Genomic DNA, 19,618 nt, shown 5'->3' with positions numbered 1-19,618 from the left:
TGAATGGTCCGAGATTGTGGGGGCAGGTCACGCGAACGAAGGTCCAGAATATGGAACCGGCAACGATCCCGGCATTACGACTGGAATCGCATGGTTTGAAAGCTAGAATCCGAGCGCTTCCGCAAGCCTGGTACCCTCATATTTCCGCCATGGTTCAAGACTGCTTTGATAGAGTTTTTGCCGAACCTGATCATGAGAAGCGGTAAAGGCAGCCCTCTTGTTTTCGTGGAACGCCAGCACTTGCGCCTCCCAAGTCAGTTCCAGATAGTCCAGCACCCTGCGAGACTGCGCCTCGAGATCCAGAACCGTTTCCTCGTAATCGACATGCAAAATACGACCTGGAAACCTCTTCTCCCAGAATTGCATCATGTCTTCGTACTCAGTTCTGAACCAAGACAGATCGGAGACGGAGGCGCTGAAGGGCACATTATCAGAATATGGCAGCTTGAATATGGACAGATTACTCGCGCGCGCATCTCGTCGGCAATGGATCACCTTGGCATTTGGAAAAGCGGTGAAAATGTAACCTATATTTTTCCAGTTAAACAGGTTCTTGTCAGTAAATTTTATTTTGAAATCACATCCAGTTTTGACGAGCTGAATGTAGTTTTTTGCAAACCGCAATTTTTCATCCTGAGAATAGCCCACATATTCCTGCGCGAACGGCGTCGGAGTTGAACCGTAAGTCAATCTATTGAGGTAAGATACTTCACCTGCTCCCTCAATGCAGGTATGCGAACTCAAGATTTGCTCGATCAATGTCGATCCGCTGCGCGGCATGCCAACGATGAATATCGGCGCGCTTGTGGTTGAGGCAGTGCAGGCATTTGTACAATGATCGGGTGAAAATGCATTTTTTATACTTTTGTGTTTCTCGGCCAACTCGTCTCTTGAAAAGGATAAGACCTCCGACTTCAAGGCATTGGCGGCAACATAATACTCCGCCGCTCGATCGTAATCACCTGCCTTGTCATAGCTCACAGCCAGTCCAAATTTGAGATGAGCCTTGTCGTCAGTTGAAGTGCGACCAGTGTTTGCGGTGCTTTTGGCTCTCCGCGCCAGCATACCGTTTGGGTCAACTTTATCCGCATGGGCGAGCGCGGAAAACACCTTGGCCTCAAACTCCTCCTTGAGCAACGAACGGTAAAGCTTGATTGCCTCGCGCTTTCCTCCGAGCCGGGCAATTTGCTCGGAATACGCAAATCTAATTCCGCGCACATTCGGCGCAAGCGCCTTGACTTCAGCTAGCGCCGCCGCTGCCTTTGCAACGTTTTGATCATTTGCATAACATTCAGCCAGCTTGAGCCAACGCTTGGCGTTCTTCATGTCAAGTCGTATCGCAGCCATACAAACCTGCTGCGCTTCGAAATAGCGCAGTGTACCCAAAAGGACTTGAATAAGAATATCGTAGTATTGCAGGTCTGTATCGTGAGTTGCGACGCCTTGCTTCGCGATTTGGATGGCCCGTTCAACCATGCCGCACTCGAAAGCGGCATGGCACAGGATCGCGAAAATATCGGCGTTATCCGGAAGCTCGCGATGCAGCACTTCCAGTATCGGAACGGCTTCCGCAGACCTTTTCAAACTGCGCAAGTTGAGGGCCTTCAAATACCAAGCTGTCGGCGTTCTCTGACCCTCCGCTATCGCTGCCTCAACCAGCTCAAGACTGTTCTCATAACATTTGTCGTGAAAAAGGGTCGTTGCCACTTCTACTTTGTTTTGTGGCGGTTGCGCCTGTACCATACCGGACATGTTCAAACTCCAAACGGGCAAATGAATGCCAGAGGGCGCAGGTATCCCTGAACAGTACCGCCATGCACCATCTGACGCCGCAGTTGCGGATCGCTCTGACTTAAACAAACGACCGTATCAAGCTGCCCACCAGCAAGTTCCAGCCGTCGATCAAGATGAAAAACAGCGCCTTGAAGGGTAACGAGATCACAGTCGGGGGCAGCATCATCATCCCCATGGACATGGTGATGGTCGCCACGATCATGTCGATCACCAGAAAAGGCAGCGCGATCAAGAAGCCGATCTCGAAACCGCGCCTGAGCTCCGAGATCATGAAAGCCGGGATCAAGACCCGCAGCTCGACGTCCTCGGGGCTTGCTGCAGCCTGATCAGAAACCCGGCCAAAGGCCAGATCATCGAACAGCACAAGGTCCTGCTCCCGCACCTGCGACAGCATGAATTCATGGAACGGCTTGCTGATCCGGTCAAACGCTTCGGCCTCCGTGATCTCGTTGTTCATCAATGGCTGAACGCCGTCTTTCCACGCCTTGTCGAAGGTCGGCGCCATGACATAGAAGGTCATGAACAGCGCCAGCGAAATCAGGATCAGGTTCCCCGGGGTTGTCTGAAGACCGATCCCCGAGCGCAGAAACGAAAATGCAATGGTGAAACGGATGAAGCTTGTCACCATAATCAGGATGCCGGGCGCAAGCGACAAGACCGTCAGAAGCGCGATGATCTGAACCAGACGGCCGGAGGCACTTCCCTCGCCTTCCGGCAGGAGTTGTGACAAGTCAGGCACCTGAGCGTAGGCAGCACCGCCAAGCACTGCCAAAAATACAAAACCGAGTATTAGCCGCATTACTGGATCACCAGGGATTCCACGATCACTTCGACAACCTCACCGTCCGAGCGCAGTTGGGCACGGTCGTTCAGATCCTCACGCAGATGCTGCAGACCGACCGCTCCCTCGAGATGGCTGATCGACAGGGTCCGGACATAGGACAGGATGTCCTCCTCGATCCGGCCCTTCAGCACGGACAGGTCTCCCTCATATTCGTCCGACAGCACGATTGATGCCTGCACGCGCACCCAGGCATCCTTCGGCGCAGCAAGATTGGTCACGACCGGATCAAGTTTTCGAAGTCTCGCACTGGTATCGTATGTGAGTTCCAGAACCGGGTGGTTCCGGGCCCGGCGGTACTCCTCCGACAGGTTCTCCTTCGTGATCTGGACGGACTGCACTGCGACGAGCGCACCGGCCCCGACCGATATCAGCGTCAAAAGGAAAAAGCCCGACCAGAACCCGGACCGGTCGGCAGCAGTCTTCCGCTCGCCACTCACCGGCCCCGTTCCCGTTAGCCATTTGGCCATGGATATCCTCGTCAAATTAGAATGGCGTGATGATGTCGTAGACCTGCTGTCCCCAGCCCGGCTGCTGGACTTCCGAGATCCGGCCCCGCCCGCCATAGGAAATCCGGGCTTCCGCGATCTTGTCGTACTGGATCGTGTTGTTCGCCTCGATGTCGCGCGGGCGGACGATCCCCGCCACCTGAAGGATCCGCATTTCGTAGTTGACCCGAACCTCCTGCGAACCGGAAATCACCAGATTGCCGTTTGGCAGCCGATCCGAGACCACAGCCGCGACCGACAGCTCGATTTCCTCGCGCCGGTCAATTGCCCCCTCACCGTAGGAGGATGATGTGGTGTTTCCGCCGAGAGATCCATCTCCACTTGTCGAGCTGCCGTCCCAGCTACCCGACAAGCTGCCACTCAGGTCAATATCGGAAGTACGGCGCCGGTCCGAACTGTTTTCAAGATCGGCACGATCATTGATGGCGATCTGCACTGTCAGCACATCTCCCACCTTGCGCGCGCGGGGATCGGAAAAGAAGTCTTCGCGATCATTTACCCAGAGGGAGTTGTAATCCTTCTTGCCCCCTTGCCGGAATGTGTTGAGCGGATAGACCGCAGGCGGTTGCGCCGCGATACCGTAACCGACCGGCGTCATCGTCGGCGCCCGGCCGACATCTTCAAATTGACCGGCACATCCGCCCAGGATCAGAGCACAGCAAAGACCTGATATACGCACCATCAGAAACTCCGATCCTTGTCATTATCTGCAGAAAAACCGACCATGGACCTTGTCAATTGAGCCGCCCGGGCCGGATCCATTTCATCCAGGATTTGGCTGGCCGAGCGGGCTTTGAGTTTCAGAAGAACACCCGTCGCCGTTTCGTCATCACTGGTGGCGAGCTGGGCAGCCGCCGCCTCCGGTCGCATTTTGGCGATGATCGACACCACCTGCCCTTCAACTTCGGCCAGCAATTGTTCCCGGCGCTCGACCCAGCGCTCGAATTCCTCCTGCTTGCGGTTCAGCTCCTCGATCCGCTCACGCAGCTTTGCCTCCAGAGACACAAGCTTCCATGTCTGCCATTTGAGCCGGGCTTCGGCCGCCTTGTCGGCGGTGTTTTCGCAATAAAGGGCCGCATCCTGTTTGGGCGCATCCACGGCCGGCTTCGGTTGCGGCGATTGCGCGGCGAGCACCTGGGAGCCAAAGCCGAACAATGCGCCGGCGACAACAAGCCCCAACGCACTCTTCACCCCTCTTGAAAGACAACTCATGGACGCCTGTCCCCTTTTTCATTCCCGTGAGCATCCTGACCGGATGGCCTTGCGCGGAGCTGGAACGAAAAAGGCGCGGCCGAACCGGCCGCGCCTTTCAGGAACAAAACCGAAGACGGGATCGCTATTGAACCACCAGTTCCGCCTGCAGGGCACCGGCCGACTTGATGGCTTGCAGGATCGCTATAATCCCGGTCGGACGCAGACCGATCCTGTTCAGACCGCGCACCAGCGTGGGCAAGTCTGTCCCGCCGACAAACGCAAGCTGACCACCTGATTCCTGCGCATCAACAAAGGTACGCGGGACCACAACCGTCTCGCCATTCTGGGAGAACGGACCTGGTTGAGACACTTCGGGCGTTTCCGTAATGCGGACCGTCAGATTGCCGTGTGTAATTGCAACAGTGGATACCTGCACATCCCGGCCGATCACGACAGTACCGGTCCGCTCGTCAATCACCACCTTTGCCGTCTGATCAGGACGCACACGAAGCGATTCGATTTCGGAGATAAAGCGGGTCAGGCTGACATTGGCCGGCGGCGTCAGCTTGACCGACCGCAAGTCCTGCTCCCGGGCCGTATAGACGCCATAGCGCTCGCGGGTATACCGGTTGATCGCGTCGGCAACACGCACAGCCGTCTTGAAATCCGGATTACTCAACTCGAACACAAGACTTGGAATGTTCTGGAAGGTTGCGGGCAAATCCCGCTCAACCAGGGCGCCGTTCGGCACACGCCCGACTGTGGGAATACCTTGCGAAAGAGTTTCGGCAGCCCCCTGCTCCTGGAAACCGGACACGGCAACCGGTCCTTGTCCAACCGCATAGATTTGACCGTCGGCACCAAGCAAGGGTGTCGCCACCAATGTCCCGCCCGCAAGAGATGTCGCGTCGCCCAAAGAGGAAACGCTGACATCGATTTTGGAGCCCTTGGTGATGTAGGGTGGAAGTTCCGCAGTCACGACGACAGCCGCAACGTTTCGTGTCCGCAGCCGCGCGCCACGCACATTGACACCCAGACTGTCGAGCATCGACTGCAGCGATTGCTCGGTAAAGGGCGAATTGCGAAGACTGTCGCCCGACCCTTTCAGGCCAATCACCAGACCGTATCCGACGAGCTGGTTGTCCCGAACGCCTTTGAGCGAGGCAATATCCTTGATCCGCGCCATTCCGTTGGCCGGAAGCGCCATTCCCAGAGACAGGAGAATTGCAAGTAGAATACGCATGAGGTTAGTTCCCTGCACGGATCGTTCCGTCCTGCTGAACCACGCCGGTCACCACCAGGCCGCTGTCGATATTTCTGACCCGCACCACTTTGCCCGCCGTGCCGTTTTGCATCGGCTCAACCTGCATGATGATGGTGAGGCCCTTTTCCTGAAACACAAGCCTCGCAGGCTCGCCACGCCGCACCAGAAGCCTCGCCTCCACTGCGGTGACCGGAATGGGCTTGCCGGGAAAAAGCGTCCGGCGGGCCACCATGCCGTTGAGGCCATAACGATCCGTCATGACAGCAAATTGCTGTGCGGTTTGCGCCGGAAACCGGCGAATGATGACATTATCCATGGAGAGTTCATCGCCTGGATGAATTGTCACTTTGGGCGTCGGCAGATCAATTCCCGCAGCCAGCGCAGGCGCAACCATAGCGGCAACAGAGAGGCAGACACCGAGCGCAATGCGGGTGATGAACGCAATCATTTCCACCTCCCTGTCAGTGTCTAGCGAATACCGTTGGTAACTGTGCCGGCCATTTCATCGGCGGCCTTGATAACCTTGGAATTCATTTCGTAACCGCGTTGGGCAGTTATCAGGGCGGTGATTTCCTTGACCGGATCAACGTTGGAGGCTTCGGTGTAGCCCTGACGAATGATGCCGAAGCCGGGGTCTCCGGGAACACCGTTGATCGGCACGCCGGAGGCTTCCGTCTCGCGGAACAAATTGCTGCCGATCGGCTCCAGCCCGACATCATTGGCGAAGTTCACCAGCGACAGCTGGCCCAATTCACGCGGCGCCAGCTCACCATCCACCTGTGCGAACACCTGACCGGATTCATTGATCACGATGTCGATGGTGTTTTCCGGAAACACGATCGCGGGCTCCACCGGATAACCGTCGATTGTCACAAGGCGTCCGTCGGCATTCTTGTTGAAGGAGCCGGCACGGGTATAGATGATCTCGTCATCCGGTCCGGTGATTTCGAACCAGCCACGACCATCAAGGGCAACATCCAGCTGGTTGCCGGTGTTGGTGAGCGTGCCTTGTGTGTGCAGCTTTCGGATGCCGGCGGTTTTCACTCCCAGCCCCAATTGCGCTCCCTCGGGAACAGGATCCTCACCACCCCGATTGGGAACACCCTGCAACCGTTCCGCCTGGTACAACAGGTCGGAGAATTCCGCCTGCGCCCGCTTGAACGACGTGGTGTTCATGTTGGCAATATTGTTGGCGATCACTTCCACATTGAGCTGCTGCGCGCTCATTCCGGTTGCGGCGATAGCAAGGGCTTTCATGTCAAATTCTCCAAAGCGGCGAGGCGGTCAGCCCGGCCTCAAATCGTCATCCGGCTGATTTCCTGATAGGCGGCGACAACCTTGTCACGCACTGCGACAGCAGTCCTGAGACTCGCCTCCGCCGCCATGACGGCCTCGACCACCTGCTGTACGGATGCCTTGCCATCAACGCCGGCCAAGGCAGCTGCCTCACCTTCCTTCACGCGGCTGATTGCATCAGCGGAGACATTGGCCATGGCATCGGAAAAACTGACATCTCCGACATTCGCAGCCTCATTCACGCCAAGCCCGCCGAGTTCGGCGCCATGATTGACGTATCGGGTCTCGGATGTGGATTTCAAAAGACCATTCGAACTAGCGCTCAGCGCGGTAATCTCATCAATCATGATTATTCACTCAGCAAGCTGATGTGACGCATGACCATCTCGCGGGTCTGCGTCATGACCTTCAAATTGGCCTCGTAAGACCGGTTCGTTTCACGCATGTCCGCCATTTCGACGAGCATGTTTACATTCGGCATTTTGACAAATCCGTTTTCATCGGCTGCCGGATGGCCAGGCTCGTACTCGACGGTATAGGGTGCCTTGTCCGTGCCGATCTCCTTGACGCGGACCGTTTCGGCGCCGAGCGCACGCTGCATCTCACTTTCGAATGTAATCGTCTTGCGCGAATAGGGATCGGAACCAGCCACATCGCCGGTCGAGCGCGCATTGGCCAGATTTTCGGAAACAACGCGCATGCGCTCGGCCTGCGCCTGCAAGCCGGATGAAGCGATGTGCATGGTTGCGGTCAAGGGGTCAGCCATGGTTCTACCTCAAGGTTGCAAGATACATACGGTGAAACGATTTGGCGATGCTGGTGTTCAGCGAGTGCGAACGCGCCACCTCACCGCCTTTCATCATTTCCTGCTCAAGGCTGACGGAATTGCCGGAATGGGTAACCTGCCAGGTCCGCGCCTCTTCGACATCCCCGGTTCGCGGCATGTCCACGCCGGTGCCCATATGCCCGTCATGGGTCGCCGTCATCGCCAGATGCGTCTTGCTCATCACGGAGACAAACGGCTCGACATCCTTTGCGGCAAAACCGGGCGTGTTCGCATTCGCGATGTTCTGGGCGATCGCCGATTGACGGACCGACAACCATTCGTTGTTCTGAGAAATAAGTTTCGTCAGGAACACCGGTTCCATCTAAAGACCTCCAAGCGAAGTTGGTTCGCATACAGGACTAGAGCCGCAACCTTGTCCGAGGCTGTTGACTGCCGGAGGTCTTTGGTTGATGGCAACACAAGCCTTGGGCAAACTAATGGATGATAGGCTGTTGCGTCCAACCATCCCCAACGAGGTCAAAAACATGCCGAGCATTGCCTTGAAACCGCTCAGCGTCGCCCAGAATGAGCTGCTGGACGAACCGGGACGGCGCAAAAAGCCCGGAAAATGGGCTTGCAGCGGTTTGGCCGGTATCATGATCGCATTTGCGCCCCTCGCCGTGACCGCATCAGCTCAAGTCGTGGATTGTGATGCCTACGCACAAAACTACGCCAACTCCTATATAGGCGGCGGAGGCCAGGATCTGGACGTCGTGGATGGTGCCATGCAAGGCGCGGTCGCCGGTGGTGCATGGGAAGGGCCAAGCGGCGCACGGCGCGGTGCAATTGCCGGGGGTGCGTTGAGTGTTCTGGATAACCTCGGAGCCACGCCGGAGGGCTGGACTGCGCTCTATGACATGGCGTTTCGGATTTGCCGGCAGGAAACCTCGCGGGTCAATCACCATCCCCGCAGTCTCGGCGACCCGAGCGTGTCTCACCGGCCGGGACTGAACCGCGTCCAGCGGCCCATGCAACAGCCCCCGGCAGCGCTTGAACCGGCGCCCGGCTCCTTGGAGCCTGATGCGCCGGCACGATTTGATTAGGCTATGTCAGAGTTTAAACCGCTTCTTCGCGCCCCGCCCCGACGCGGGACCGGTGCGGCCCGTACAGGCACGCCAGTCCCAGGATCAAACCTGAAACCGTTGCAATCATACCGGCTGCACTGACAGCATTCTCCGAGCCAAACCACAACGGACCGTAGCCCGCGAAGACGTATCCAAGAACAGCAGACAGCATGGCAAAGGCAACACTCCAGAGCACCTGAATTTCCAACCGGTTGGTCATTAGCCGGGCCGCTGCGGGCGGGCATATGAACATCGCAATCACGATGATCGACCCGACCGCATCGAAGGCCGCAACAGCTGCAATGGCGGCAGCAACCACAAGGCCGAAACTGATTGCCGCAATCGGCAGACCCAGTGCCTGGGCGAAGCCCTCGTCAAACGTCGAGATCTTGAGCGGCCGCCAGAACACCACCGTCAGCACGGCCATGACAAGACAAACCGCCGCCATACGCCAAAGCTCGCCCGGCACAGCCGCCAGCGCCACCGGATCCAGCAAGGAGTGCCAGCCCCTGGCCTTGAACCAGATCAGGCTTTCCAGATTGCCCATGAGCGCGTGCTCGACATCCAGATGCACCGTTGAGGTATCTGTCTGCTCCAGAAGCAAGACACCACCGGCAAAAAGCGAGGTGAATACCACACCCATCGCGGCTCCCGGCTCGATACGCCCAAGCCGCTTGACCGCCTCGATCAAAACAACAGCGACGACGGCGGCACCCGCCGCCCCCAGAAGCATCGGCATGGCCGAAACCACGCCAGTGACCAGAAAGGCAACGACAATGCCCGGCAGAACGACATGGCTGATCGCGTCGCCGATCAGGGCCTGACGGCGCAGAACCAGAAAGTTCCCCGGCAATGCACACGCAATTGACGCAAAAATCCCGATCAGCAGGGGCGTCAGGGAGAACATGACAAACTCTTTTCCCATCAGACGGCTCCCTGCCCTGCAGCGGCAACCGGGCCGCCGATAATCCTGTCAAACTCCGCAATCTCGTCGCGTGTAAACACATCTTCAATCGGTGTAAGCCCGTCATACCGGCCTGTCAGACCTGCATCCTGATGCACTTCGCGCGCAACATCCCAACGTTTTTCGTCGCGCGCAATCTTGGCGGCCTGCGCCCGGCCCGAATCGGTTGCCACACCATCTGCGCGCAATAATCCCTGATTGCGCAGGACCCGCAGCGTCATGGGATCATGGATCGGTTCGCCCCGTGCAACTGCCAGCAACCCTTGACGCCAATGCACGCGCTTTTGAAACCGGTAGTGCCGGATCACGGCCGCAGCCACACCACGCGCCGGAGCAAAGAACAGCGAAGCCAGAAACAGGGCAGCACATACAAGTACAATGATCGGCCCGGTAGGCATGGCAGGCGCTGATGCCGAGATGGCCGCCCCGACATAGCCGGAAACCGCACCGATCACGCCAGCCGACCAGATTACCCGGTCGCTGCGCTCGGTCCAGAACCGGGCGGTCACGGACGGGATGATCAGCATGGCAACAATCAGGATCAGACCGACCAGCTTCAGGCCGATGACCGTCACCGCCATGACCAGGCCCATCATCATCAAATCGATCCGCCGGACATTCAGACCGGAGGCCGCCGCGTATTCCGCATCAAATGCAACGAGGGTCATCGGGCGGCGCATCAGGTAGGTGGCAAGCACGGCAAGGGTGCCGCCAATCGCGATCACGACCGCATCCTGAAACAGCATACCGGCGGTCGAACCGAGCAAAAAGCTCTCCAACCCTGCCTGCCGGCCTTGCGACATGGTCTGGATCACCGTCAAAAGCACAATGCCTGCGCCGAAGAAGACGGACAGCACGGCGCCGATCGCAGCATCTTCGGCAAGCCGGGTGCCACGCGCCATCCACTCAACCAGCAGCAGGCCAATCCAGGCGGTGAGCATGGAGCCTGCAAGCAAGCCGATCAGGTTCCGGCCATCCCCACCCAGAAGCACCATGACAATAAAGGCGATGCCAACACCGGGAAGGGTCGCGTGTGCAACCGCATCGGATACAAGCGCACGCTTGCGCAAGAACAGAAAGGTTCCGGCCGCCCCGGCCGCAAACCCGAGCAGGGCCGCCCCGATCCCGACAAGCGCGGCATTGTAACCGGCTCCCAGCATCAGGGCATTCACGAAGTCGCTCATGCGGCATCACCCGCGATATTGAGCTGATCGATATGGGCGGTTGCCAGCCGTCCGCCATAGGTGGCGTGCAGATTTTCGGCGGAAAACGCTTCCTTGACAGACCCTTCAGCAATCCGGCGCACATTGATCAGGAAGACATGATCAAAATAGGACTGGACGGTCGCCAAATCATGATGAACTGCGATCACCGCCTTCTTTTGCGCTTTCAGCGCTTTCAAAACATCGATGATGGCGCGCTCCGTCGCCGCATCAACACCGGCGAACGGTTCGTCCAGAAGATAAAGGTCCGCATTTTGTGCAAGTGCCCGGGCCAGGAACACACGCTGCTGCTGCCCCCCGGAAAGCTGACCGATCTGACGGTCTGAAAAGTCGGCCATTCCGACCCGGTCAAGACACTCCCGCGCCTGTGTCCGGTGCTTTCCGGTGAGACGGCCAAGAAGACCGACTGAGCGGTATAGCCCCATCAGAACCACATCGATTACCGTGGTCGGAAAGTCCCAGTCGACACTTGCCCGCTGAGGCACATAGGCAATCCGGTCACGGGCCTTTGCGAGCGGCTTGCCGAACACGGTGACATCGCCGGACAAACGCGGGATCACCCCCAAAGACGCCTTCAGCATGGTGGATTTACCTGCCCCGTTCGGGCCGATGATCGCAGTCATTGCCTCCGGTTGAAAAGTCGCATCCACAGAGAAGACAGCCGGCTTCTGCCCGTAGGAGACAGTCATCCCCCGGATTGCGAGCGGCGCGTCCTCCAAAGAAACTACCGGGCGCGGAATGCGGCCATCTTCGGCCGCAAGCTCCAGTTTTCCGGTCATGGACATGGGCGCTCCCATCAGTTCAACAATCCCTGCATGCCCTGTTTCGGCGCTTGACCGCCGAGCGCCCCGGCAATGGTCGTGGCATTGTGGTCAATCATGCCGACATAGGTCCCTTCATAGGTTCCGTCTTCACCCATTGCATCGGAAAACAGTTCGCCGCCGATCTTCACATCATGCCCCTTCGCAGCGGCCCCTTCGATCAGAGCCCGAATATTGCGATCAGATACCGAGCTTTCGACGAACACGGCCTGCACGTTGCGCTCGACCAGTTCGTCAACCAGCTGCGCAATACGCTGCAAACCGGCTTCACTTTCTGTCGAAATGCCCTGAATGCCCAAAACCTCAAAACCATAGGCCGAGCCAAAATAATTGAAGGCATCATGCGAGGTCACAAGCATGCGTTCTTCCGCCGGAACGGAAGCCAGGACTTCGGTAGTGTAGGTTGCCAGACGTGTCAGATCCGCAAGGTGCGCGTCCGCATTGGCCCGAAACACGTCTTCGCTTTCGGGCTGGGTCGCGATCAGGGCATCGCGCACATTCAGGACAACCCGGGACCAGAGATTCGGGTTCATCCAGACATGCGGATCGTATTTGTCGTCATAGTCGTCATGGCTGATGAGGAGATTTCTGGGCAACCCGTCCGCGACCGGCACGACATTTCCCTCTTCCGACAGTCCCGTCATGAAGTCTTCCATCTGGGCTTCCAGATAAAGACCGTGCCACAGAACGAGATCCGCGTTGGCCATGGAAACGATATCCGTCCGGGTCTGGCGGTAGGCATGCGGATCAACGCCCGGCCCCATCAATCCTTTCACCTCGACGAGATCCCCCCCGACCTGACGCGCAGCGTCGGCAATCATGCCGGTGGTCGCAACAATGTCCAGCTTGTCAGCCGCAAAGGTCTGGCTGCCCGGCAAAACCATTGCCAAGGCTGTTGCAATTCCGAGAAGTGTGCGCCGCGTGATCATGTGTTCCTGTTCCTCCGAACGACTCAAATTTCCACTCTCGAAATTGCTAATGCAAATGACTTGCAACTGTCAACTTTATTGCGACTAATTTGCAATAGCATGAATGAAGGCTGACCCGGAAGCGAGGCACATAGGGCACCAAACACCCTGGAAAAGCGCTGCCATCTGTCAGGTCAGGGAAATCAGCACATCACAAATTTGGCCGGGATCGTAAAAGGGATCGGACGTCTCGGACACAAGGTCTCCCCAGATCGGCATGATCCCGCGTTCCAAGAGCCGGGCACTGACACTCTTATTACTTTCGCCCGTCTTTTCGTCCAAGACGACGAAATTCAGAAGATCCGGAACTGGGCACTTCGGTCCGGCATCCTGCCGCATGGCGTCCACCAGCTTGTCGACCTTGCCGATAACATCCAGATCTGCAGCTTCCGGATCATGGCCAAGGCTTGGAATATAAACTTTGGGGACTTTTCTGCCCGCAATTGCCGAACCGACACCAGCCGGAAGAAGGTTGGCGAGAACACTTGAATAAAAGCTGCCCGGCGGAAAACAGATCAGGTCGGCCGTTTGGACCAGATTGGCGTTTCGATCACTGAAAATCGCGGATGCAGGGGCAAGACGGCTTGCATCGCCGTTCAGGAAGATCCGGCGGATCGGGGACGGCAAGGGAGCATGCTCTTTACCGGTGATAAGATGCTGACCAATGATGCGGGATCCATTGTCCAGTTCCGCACCCAGGTGCAAATTGTCGTCGACAACGGCCCGCACTATGCCGCGAACCCCGACAAGCTTGGCTACCAGAAAAATGATCGGCTCCAGCTGATGCTGCTGGCTGAGATAGCCACCAGCGAGGATCAGATTGCCGACACTCGCTCCGCTCAAGTCGAAATCATCCGGCTTTGCGTCCCGAAAAACAGTCAGCTGATTGACGATCAGCGACCGCATGGGCTGTTCGATGGCGGAGACGAGCGGATGTGTTCCCCCCACGAGTCCATCGAGTTCGGACAGGAGCAAGTCCGGGCGGATTCCTTTTTCGAAACGATGGGTAAACAGCCTGAAAATATCAGGATGCCCGAGCACCGTCTCGTCGGCAAGCGCCATCAGCCTGCTTCTGAGGTCCCCGATGGCCGGCATGTCAAAGGCCTTGCGCAGCGCTTGCGAACTGCCGCCGGAATCAAATGGCGTCACCAGATGAACCGAATTGTGCGTGTAGCGCTTGAGCGATTGCGCAATCCCGTTCAAAGCGGTTCCCCCGCTAAAAAACAGCAGGCGCGGTCCTAGTTCAGGTTCACTCAAGCTCCGCTCGATCCGCAATTGATCGGGCAAGGATACGCTTCTGGTTACAGATATTTCCGGCAAGGGTACTCTCGGCTGGTCTTGTCACAAATGGATAAAACGAGATGTATTCGCACTCTGTCACAAAATCCTTATGACATGGAAAACAAAGGCCTGTCCCGCGGCCCCATACATTCTTCCATCGCTGCCGCATGGCCAGTGCATCAGGACCGGCATCAAACCGAATGTCTACGATCTTCCAACCGGCCCCTGAAACGGGCATCCTTTCTGCAAGCGATCTGACACCACGAGGCACAAGAGACATGACACTTCAGCCGAAAGATTGCCACAAGCCCGCAAATGGCGGGTACTGGCGGGCGGTTTGCGCGGGCGCCTTCGCGGTCGGCCTGGCAGCGTTTGCACCAACAAACGCCATTGCCTGCGCTGACGAAGACCAGTGCCTGCCGCGCTTGCTTGGTGCGAGTGTCTATGTGCCAGCCTATTCGCAGGTGAGCCTGTATAAGGGCAACCGGCTGCTGACGGCTGCGACACTCGTCGTCCACAATGTCGACCCCGATACCCCGCTCACATTGTCTTCGGTCGAGTACTACAATCATTCCGGAGAAAGGCTGAAGGCCTTTCTAGACAAGCCGGTAACCCTGGCACCGTTGTCGTCCGCCGACTATCTGGTGCCGGTCAACGACCAGGCTGGCGGTGTGGGGGCGAACTTCGTGCTCAAGTGGACCTCGGAAACCCCTGCCCTTCCACCGATATCGGAAACAGTCATGGTCGGAGGCTCGGGCACACAGGCTTTCAGCTTTACATCGCGTGGACGAATGATCGCACAAAGCCCGGCAAGCGCCCCGCAATGACCTGAAATTCGCACTGAAGAAGCTTTGCAGCCGGGCAACAATCGGCCAAAACCCAATCGGTTTGTGTTTGCCTTAACTCGGCGGCATACTCAGTGGCACGGGCCAGTAGAGCCAGGTCCGTGTGTGTCGCTGCTGAGAGCTGGAGCACCAAATGACCCTGGTTCCGACTGTAAAATCATATCCAGGAGCCATCCTGGTAGCCGCCGCACTCTCGGCAATTATGCCTGGCACGGCGCATGCCGAACCAAACACGGCAGCCAATGATCTGTGCTCGAAAGAAGGCCTTATGCGCCTTGTGCCACAATTCCGCAGCGACGACGGGACTTTCAAGGTTCCTGATCCGACAACAGATCTGGACGCATTTCTCGCCGCCCAGCAAGGCCTGTCCAATGCAATCGAAATGATTTTGACGCAGGCAAATATGGCAGCTGACCCGTATCGCGCGGCAATTGATCGCCATGACCCGCTGACATTCGGGCGTGAGTGGCGCGCTGCAGAGATTGGCATTCAGACCGATGGACACACCATCCGTTTTGCAGACCCCGCATTTGCAGCCTATGGCGGTCAATCCTTTCTGGAAGGACTGAGCCCGATCGGCGAAACACAGGGCGTTTTCTATTCCATCGAGATCGAAGGACGCCATCCCGCCCTGATATATCCGATGCCAACAGCTCTTCCTTGCGTGAACCGGCTGATCCTGGCAGCAGGCAACACGGTTGGCTCGTGGCCAATGCCAACCTACGCCCTTGGTTCCGGATCGGGCGAAGATGCGTTCCTGATCGTGAACATTTGCCAGGATCTTGGCACCACGGCCCCGATGGATACCACGAAGCCTGCCACCTTGCGTTCAAACGCAATGCTGATTGTTGCGTTTCAGTGGGCAGATACAGAAGATATGGCGCGTTTCAGAACCGGCCAAAAAACCCATCGGCACGGGCAACATCCAAAATAGCCCGGCACTCTGGCTCAGGCTCCTTCAACGAAGCATGTATTCTTTTCGAGCCACCGACAATTGCCGGTGGCTGGACCGGAAACATGGAGCCGCTAGGCCGCCCGGCCGCCCTTGCGCGGGAGCTTCCAGTTTGGCCTCGGGAAATGGCAGGTATATCCGTTTGGGTATCGCTCCAGATAATCCTGGTGCTCCGGTTCTGCTTCCCAGAAATCACCAACCGGCGAAACTGCCGTGACAACGCGGCCCGGCCACAGTCCGGATGCATTGACATCGTCAATGGTCTCCAGTGCCACCTGCTTCTGCGCCTCGCCGACATAGAATATCTCGGACCGGTAGGACAGGCCTACGTCATTTCCCTGGCGGTGGAGGGTGGTTGGATCGTGAATCTGGAAAAAGAACTCGAGAAGGTACCGGTAGCTGATCACCTCCGGGTCAAACCAGATCTCGATCCCTTCCGCGTGCGAACCGTGGTTCCGGTAGGTGGCATTGGCCACCTCCCCTCCTGTGTAACCAACGCGCGTCGAGAGAATGCCGGGAAGCTTTCGGATCAAGTCCTGCATCCCCCAGAAACATCCTCCAGCCAAAACTGCGCGCTCTCTTGCGTCCGGCATTGCGCCTTCTCCCTTTGTCATTTTAAACAAGCAGCTGCAATCACACATATGGCAGCCATTGCAGTGAAGCCCCAATTCCCGTCTGATAGATGGAGCCGGCACCGGCAATCGGCAACTGCAATGACGTTTTTCCCAGTCAGTGAGCAGCTAACCGGATTCGGAAATTGAACTATTCGAGCATGTTGTTGCCAGCATTAAAATCCAATCAGCTTTATCGCTCATTCACACTTCTCAGTAAGCGTATAAAGTGGTCCAGCAGCGCTTTAAAAATACATAAATTGACTATTGGAAATCAAATTCCTCTACACAGACGACTAAACAATATTTACCTTGCGTTATTTTTTAAGATTTAATCAAATATAATTTGCAATATTTACATATCTCCATCAAAGGTAGAAGCAACATTACCAAATTGTGGGTTTTTTTGGGCATTATTTAGGCCTGAAGAGCCTGAAAAAGGTAACTTTTTCGTAATGTTTCCGCCTTTTTTTTCTGAATATTTTCATCGTGGGGACGGGGTAATTCTCACGGAGTATTATTATGAGCGGAACTTTCGAGGATTTTCTGTCGGATCTTCTCGCTTTTGAATCTGGCTGGGACCGAGACCGCTACGACCAAGGCATTATTCAGGACTGGCAGCTCGACGAGTGGGCTGGCGGGTCTGTTCAAGACTTTTTTCCCCAGTACAGCAGCTGGGGTGATCTGAGCGATGCAGAATGGCAGTCCATGGCATACCGGTCGACAAACGCCTTCGGCTTTGTCGGATACCAGTTTGGCGAAGCGCTCCTGATCGATCTCGGCTACTACGACGATGATGTCTATTATCTGAACGGGGCTGACACGAACACGTGGGATGGCACCTGGACGGGCAAGAACGGGGTCAATTCCCTCGAAGACTTCATGACAGGGGAAGCGCAGGACGTCGCCATCCAGGAGGCCTTTGGCTACAACCTCGGCATCATAGAAGAAGGCCTGGCTGCCGAGGGCTATACGATCGACGACTTTATCGGCACAACGATGACCTACACGGCATCGGACGGCACGCAGACCGATGTAACCGTTACACTGACGGGCATTCTGGCGTCTGCCCACCTGCGCGGATCGCCTGCGGTCGTGGAGCTGTTCTTGAACGGCACCTTGTCCAATGACGAATTCGGCACGTCGATCCTGCAATACATGGACCAGTTCGGCGGATACGACTCGCCGGACGCCGATGAACTGATCACCTATTTCGAGGATCGGCTAACCGGGGACGAAGGCCTGAACGGTTCCGAGTCCGGCTCCGGATCTGAGGGGAGCGCGGGTGTCGATGCCGACAGTGCGACAGTCACAATTGACTGGAACTGGGGCACCCACCAGACCGTTACCGATTTCGACCCGTCTTCGGACACGGTCTACATCGGATGGTTCACGTCAGACCATATCGACGTCACCGAAACGGCTGCCGGCGTGGTCTTCTCTATTCCGTCCAACGATCAAAGCGTAACGCTTCAGGGCATTTCCCTTGATGATCTGTCGGCCGGAAACTTCACGATCCTCGACAGCTCGGCATCTGCCGAGATCCTTGCACTCGTCGGGGACGGCACCTCGGACGGGACCAACAACGAAACCGATACCGGTGCTGATGCCGGTGACGGCGCAAACGACGACAACACGCCGGACGATACGACCGGCAACTCCGACACGAACCCGGACGACGATCAATCCGACGACACATCGGATGATACGGGCGAAGACCCCGTCGCCGACACCCCGGCCGACGACAGTGCGGACGGTGGAAACAACTCTAATACTGGAGGAAACACTGTGGACAGCCCAATTATCGGCGCTTACTTCCCTGAATGGGGCGTTTACGGCATTGACTACAATGTCGCGGACATCCCGGCAGACAATCTGACCCACCTGTTCTATGCCTTTACCCAGATCGACGACAACGGCAACATCCAGCTGTTCGACGAGTGGGCCGCAACCGGTATTGCCTTTGGGGCAGACGAAAGCGTTGACGGCGTCGCGGACATTGGCGGCCAGGACCTCTATGGCAACTTCAACCAGCTGCGCGAGCTCAAGGAAGCCAATCCCGACCTCAGCATCATGCTGTCAATCGGTGGCTGGACGTTGTCCGACAACTTCTCGACCGTCCTTGCAACCGAACAGGGCCGCGAGAACTTCGCAAACTCGGTGGTGGAGTTCCTGCAGGAATATCCGTTCTTCGACGGCGTCGACATTGACTGGGAATACCCCGGTGGCGGCGGCCTTGCCGGCAATGCAACGAGCCCGGATGACGGTGAAAACTACGCGCTCGCGCTCGCCGAAGTCCGCGAAGCCCTCGATGGCCTGGAAGCAGAAACCGGCCGCGATTATCAGATGTCAGTGGCAGCGCCTGCCGGCTTCGACAAGATCGAGAACTTCAACGCCGAAGGCCTTGAGCCCTATCTCGATTTCTTCAACGTCATGACCTACGACTACTACGGCAGCACGTGGGAAACCAACACGACCGGCCACAACGCTCCGTTCTATGATCAGACCGGCGCAAACATCGATCCGGCAACCGGTGCCTCCTACGACATCGAATCCACGATCCAGCTCTATCTGGACGCTGGCGTTCCGGCTGAAAAGCTGGTCATGGGCGCACCGATGTACTCCTATGCCTGGTCCGGCGTGGATGCCGCCAGTGCCGAGGAAGCTGTCGGCGCGAGCGCGTCCGGAGCCTTCTCCGGTACCGTAGAGTTCGGCAAGTACCACTACAAGGAACTGGCCGAATGGCTGGAGGATCCGAACAGCGGCTGGAAGCTCTACTGGGACGACGATGCGCAGGCAGCCTTTGTCTGGAACGAGGCACAGCAGATCTTCGGCACCATTGAAACCCCGGCCACCGTCGCACTGAAGTCCGAATGGGCACAGGATCTGGGTCTCGGCGGCATGTTCTTCTGGGATCTGTCGAACGACACCGACGATGCCGAAAGCCTGATCAATGCCGCTTACGAAAGCTGGGTCGAAGAGACGTCTTTCGAAGACATCGCAAATGCATCCCAGCTGGAATTTGAACAGGTTATCGGCGGAGACGGCGAGTTCAGCTCTCTCGTTGACGGTTCCACGCCTGACAATTCGACCGGCAACGACGACGCTGCGGATGACAGCGACGACACCGCAGATGACAGCGACGACACCGCGGACGACAGCGAC

Annotated in this window: 21 protein-coding genes; 4 read left to right on the top strand and 17 right to left on the bottom strand. The window is 57.2% G+C overall.

The features are described from left to right. Positions 1–102: 102 nt before the first annotated feature. From E1297_RS11510 to flgB, 11 genes are all read right to left on the bottom strand, one after another. Entirely contained in the window at positions 103–1,752 is a 1,650-nt protein-coding gene (locus E1297_RS11510) for a sulfotransferase (protein ID WP_155138163.1), read from the bottom strand. Between the two features lie 100 nt (positions 1,753–1,852). After that, a complete protein-coding gene (fliP, locus tag E1297_RS11505; protein WP_155138161.1) occupies positions 1,853–2,593 on the bottom strand; it encodes a flagellar type III secretion system pore protein FliP in 741 nt (246 codons plus the stop codon). After that, positions 2,593–3,105 (bottom strand): flagellar basal body-associated FliL family protein, encoded by a 513-nt coding sequence (locus E1297_RS11500; protein WP_155138159.1) that lies wholly within the window; start codon positions 3,103–3,105, stop codon positions 2,593–2,595. Before E1297_RS11500 ends, fliP begins: the two co-directional genes overlap by 1 nt. A gap of 16 nt (positions 3,106–3,121) precedes the next feature. After that, positions 3,122–3,826, bottom strand: a complete 705-nt coding sequence (gene flgH, locus E1297_RS11495; RefSeq protein WP_155138157.1) for a flagellar basal body L-ring protein FlgH — start codon at positions 3,824–3,826, stop codon at positions 3,122–3,124. Then, positions 3,826–4,356 (bottom strand): MotE family protein, encoded by a 531-nt coding sequence (locus E1297_RS11490; RefSeq protein ID WP_196223279.1) that lies wholly within the window; start codon positions 4,354–4,356, stop codon positions 3,826–3,828. The genes flgH and E1297_RS11490 overlap by 1 nt, the downstream gene beginning before the upstream one ends. A gap of 124 nt (positions 4,357–4,480) precedes the next feature. Next, positions 4,481–5,581 carry a flagellar basal body P-ring protein FlgI gene (flgI, locus tag E1297_RS11485; protein ID WP_155138155.1) on the bottom strand — a complete coding sequence of 367 codons (1,101 nt, stop codon included), beginning with the start codon at positions 5,579–5,581 and terminating at the stop codon, positions 4,481–4,483. 4 nt (positions 5,582–5,585) lie between these two features. After that, positions 5,586–6,050: a flagellar basal body P-ring formation chaperone FlgA gene (flgA, locus tag E1297_RS11480; protein ID WP_155138153.1), complete on the bottom strand. Its 465-nt coding sequence runs from the start codon at positions 6,048–6,050 to the stop codon at positions 5,586–5,588. 20 nt (positions 6,051–6,070) lie between these two features. Further along, complete coding sequence (flgG, locus tag E1297_RS11475) at positions 6,071–6,859, bottom strand: flagellar basal-body rod protein FlgG (protein WP_155138151.1); 789 nt, start codon at positions 6,857–6,859, stop codon at positions 6,071–6,073. A 38-nt stretch (positions 6,860–6,897) separates the two neighbouring features. Continuing rightward, positions 6,898–7,245 (bottom strand): flagellar hook-basal body complex protein FliE, encoded by a 348-nt coding sequence (locus E1297_RS11470; RefSeq protein WP_155138149.1) that lies wholly within the window; start codon positions 7,243–7,245, stop codon positions 6,898–6,900. Positions 7,246–7,247: 2 nt separating this feature from the next. Beyond that, the gene (gene flgC / locus E1297_RS11465; protein ID WP_155138147.1) at positions 7,248–7,664 is read right to left on the bottom strand and encodes a flagellar basal body rod protein FlgC; all 417 of its coding nucleotides are present in this window, start codon (positions 7,662–7,664) and stop codon (positions 7,248–7,250) included. 4 nt (positions 7,665–7,668) lie between these two features. After that, complete coding sequence (gene flgB / locus E1297_RS11460) at positions 7,669–8,046, bottom strand: flagellar basal body rod protein FlgB (RefSeq protein WP_155138145.1); 378 nt, start codon at positions 8,044–8,046, stop codon at positions 7,669–7,671. A gap of 88 nt (positions 8,047–8,134) precedes the next feature. Here flgB and E1297_RS11455 point away from each other — a divergent pair, with 88 nt between their 5' ends. Further along, the gene (locus tag E1297_RS11455) at positions 8,135–8,767 is read left to right on the top strand and encodes a hypothetical protein (RefSeq protein ID WP_155138143.1); all 633 of its coding nucleotides are present in this window, start codon (positions 8,135–8,137) and stop codon (positions 8,765–8,767) included. Between the two features lie 13 nt (positions 8,768–8,780). Here E1297_RS11455 and E1297_RS11450 read toward each other — a convergent pair whose 3' ends face one another. The 5 genes from E1297_RS11450 to E1297_RS11430 all read right to left on the bottom strand — a co-directional run bounded on the left by E1297_RS11450 (position 8,781) and on the right by E1297_RS11430 (position 14,051). After that, positions 8,781–9,713 carry a metal ABC transporter permease gene (locus E1297_RS11450; protein ID WP_155138141.1) on the bottom strand — a complete coding sequence of 311 codons (933 nt, stop codon included), beginning with the start codon at positions 9,711–9,713 and terminating at the stop codon, positions 8,781–8,783. Then, positions 9,713–10,936, bottom strand: coding sequence for a metal ABC transporter permease (locus E1297_RS11445; RefSeq protein WP_155138139.1), 1,224 nt, complete (start codon positions 10,934–10,936; stop codon positions 9,713–9,715). Before E1297_RS11445 ends, E1297_RS11450 begins: the two co-directional genes overlap by 1 nt. Continuing rightward, positions 10,933–11,760, bottom strand: a complete 828-nt coding sequence (locus E1297_RS11440; protein ID WP_244327724.1) for a metal ABC transporter ATP-binding protein — start codon at positions 11,758–11,760, stop codon at positions 10,933–10,935. Before E1297_RS11440 ends, E1297_RS11445 begins: the two co-directional genes overlap by 4 nt. A gap of 11 nt (positions 11,761–11,771) precedes the next feature. Beyond that, positions 11,772–12,725, bottom strand: coding sequence for a metal ABC transporter solute-binding protein, Zn/Mn family (locus E1297_RS11435; RefSeq protein ID WP_155138137.1), 954 nt, complete (start codon positions 12,723–12,725; stop codon positions 11,772–11,774). A 168-nt stretch (positions 12,726–12,893) separates the two neighbouring features. Beyond that, positions 12,894–14,051, bottom strand: a complete 1,158-nt coding sequence (locus E1297_RS11430) for a GAK system CofD-like protein (protein WP_209015754.1) — start codon at positions 14,049–14,051, stop codon at positions 12,894–12,896. A gap of 194 nt (positions 14,052–14,245) precedes the next feature. On the opposite strand from E1297_RS11430, the gene E1297_RS11425 reads away from it, so the two are divergent. Next, positions 14,246–14,872 carry a DUF3124 domain-containing protein gene (locus E1297_RS11425; RefSeq protein ID WP_196223278.1) on the top strand — a complete coding sequence of 209 codons (627 nt, stop codon included), beginning with the start codon at positions 14,246–14,248 and terminating at the stop codon, positions 14,870–14,872. Between the two features lie 151 nt (positions 14,873–15,023). Next, positions 15,024–15,824 carry a hypothetical protein gene (locus E1297_RS11420; protein WP_155138131.1) on the top strand — a complete coding sequence of 267 codons (801 nt, stop codon included), beginning with the start codon at positions 15,024–15,026 and terminating at the stop codon, positions 15,822–15,824. 92 nt (positions 15,825–15,916) lie between these two features. Here E1297_RS11420 and msrA read toward each other — a convergent pair whose 3' ends face one another. Beyond that, on the bottom strand, positions 15,917–16,435 hold the full coding sequence (msrA, locus tag E1297_RS11415; RefSeq protein ID WP_155138129.1) for a peptide-methionine (S)-S-oxide reductase MsrA: 519 nt from the start codon (positions 16,433–16,435) through the stop codon (positions 15,917–15,919). A 540-nt stretch (positions 16,436–16,975) separates the two neighbouring features. Here msrA and E1297_RS11410 point away from each other — a divergent pair. After that, the coding region (locus tag E1297_RS11410) for a glycoside hydrolase family 18 protein (RefSeq protein WP_196223277.1) at positions 16,976–19,618 on the top strand (2,643 nt) is incomplete at its 3' end.

The organism is Roseibium sp. RKSG952, assembly GCF_009711355.1.
The sequence above is the reverse complement of the archived record's forward strand: the minus strand, read 5'-3'. Positions and strand labels throughout refer to the sequence as shown.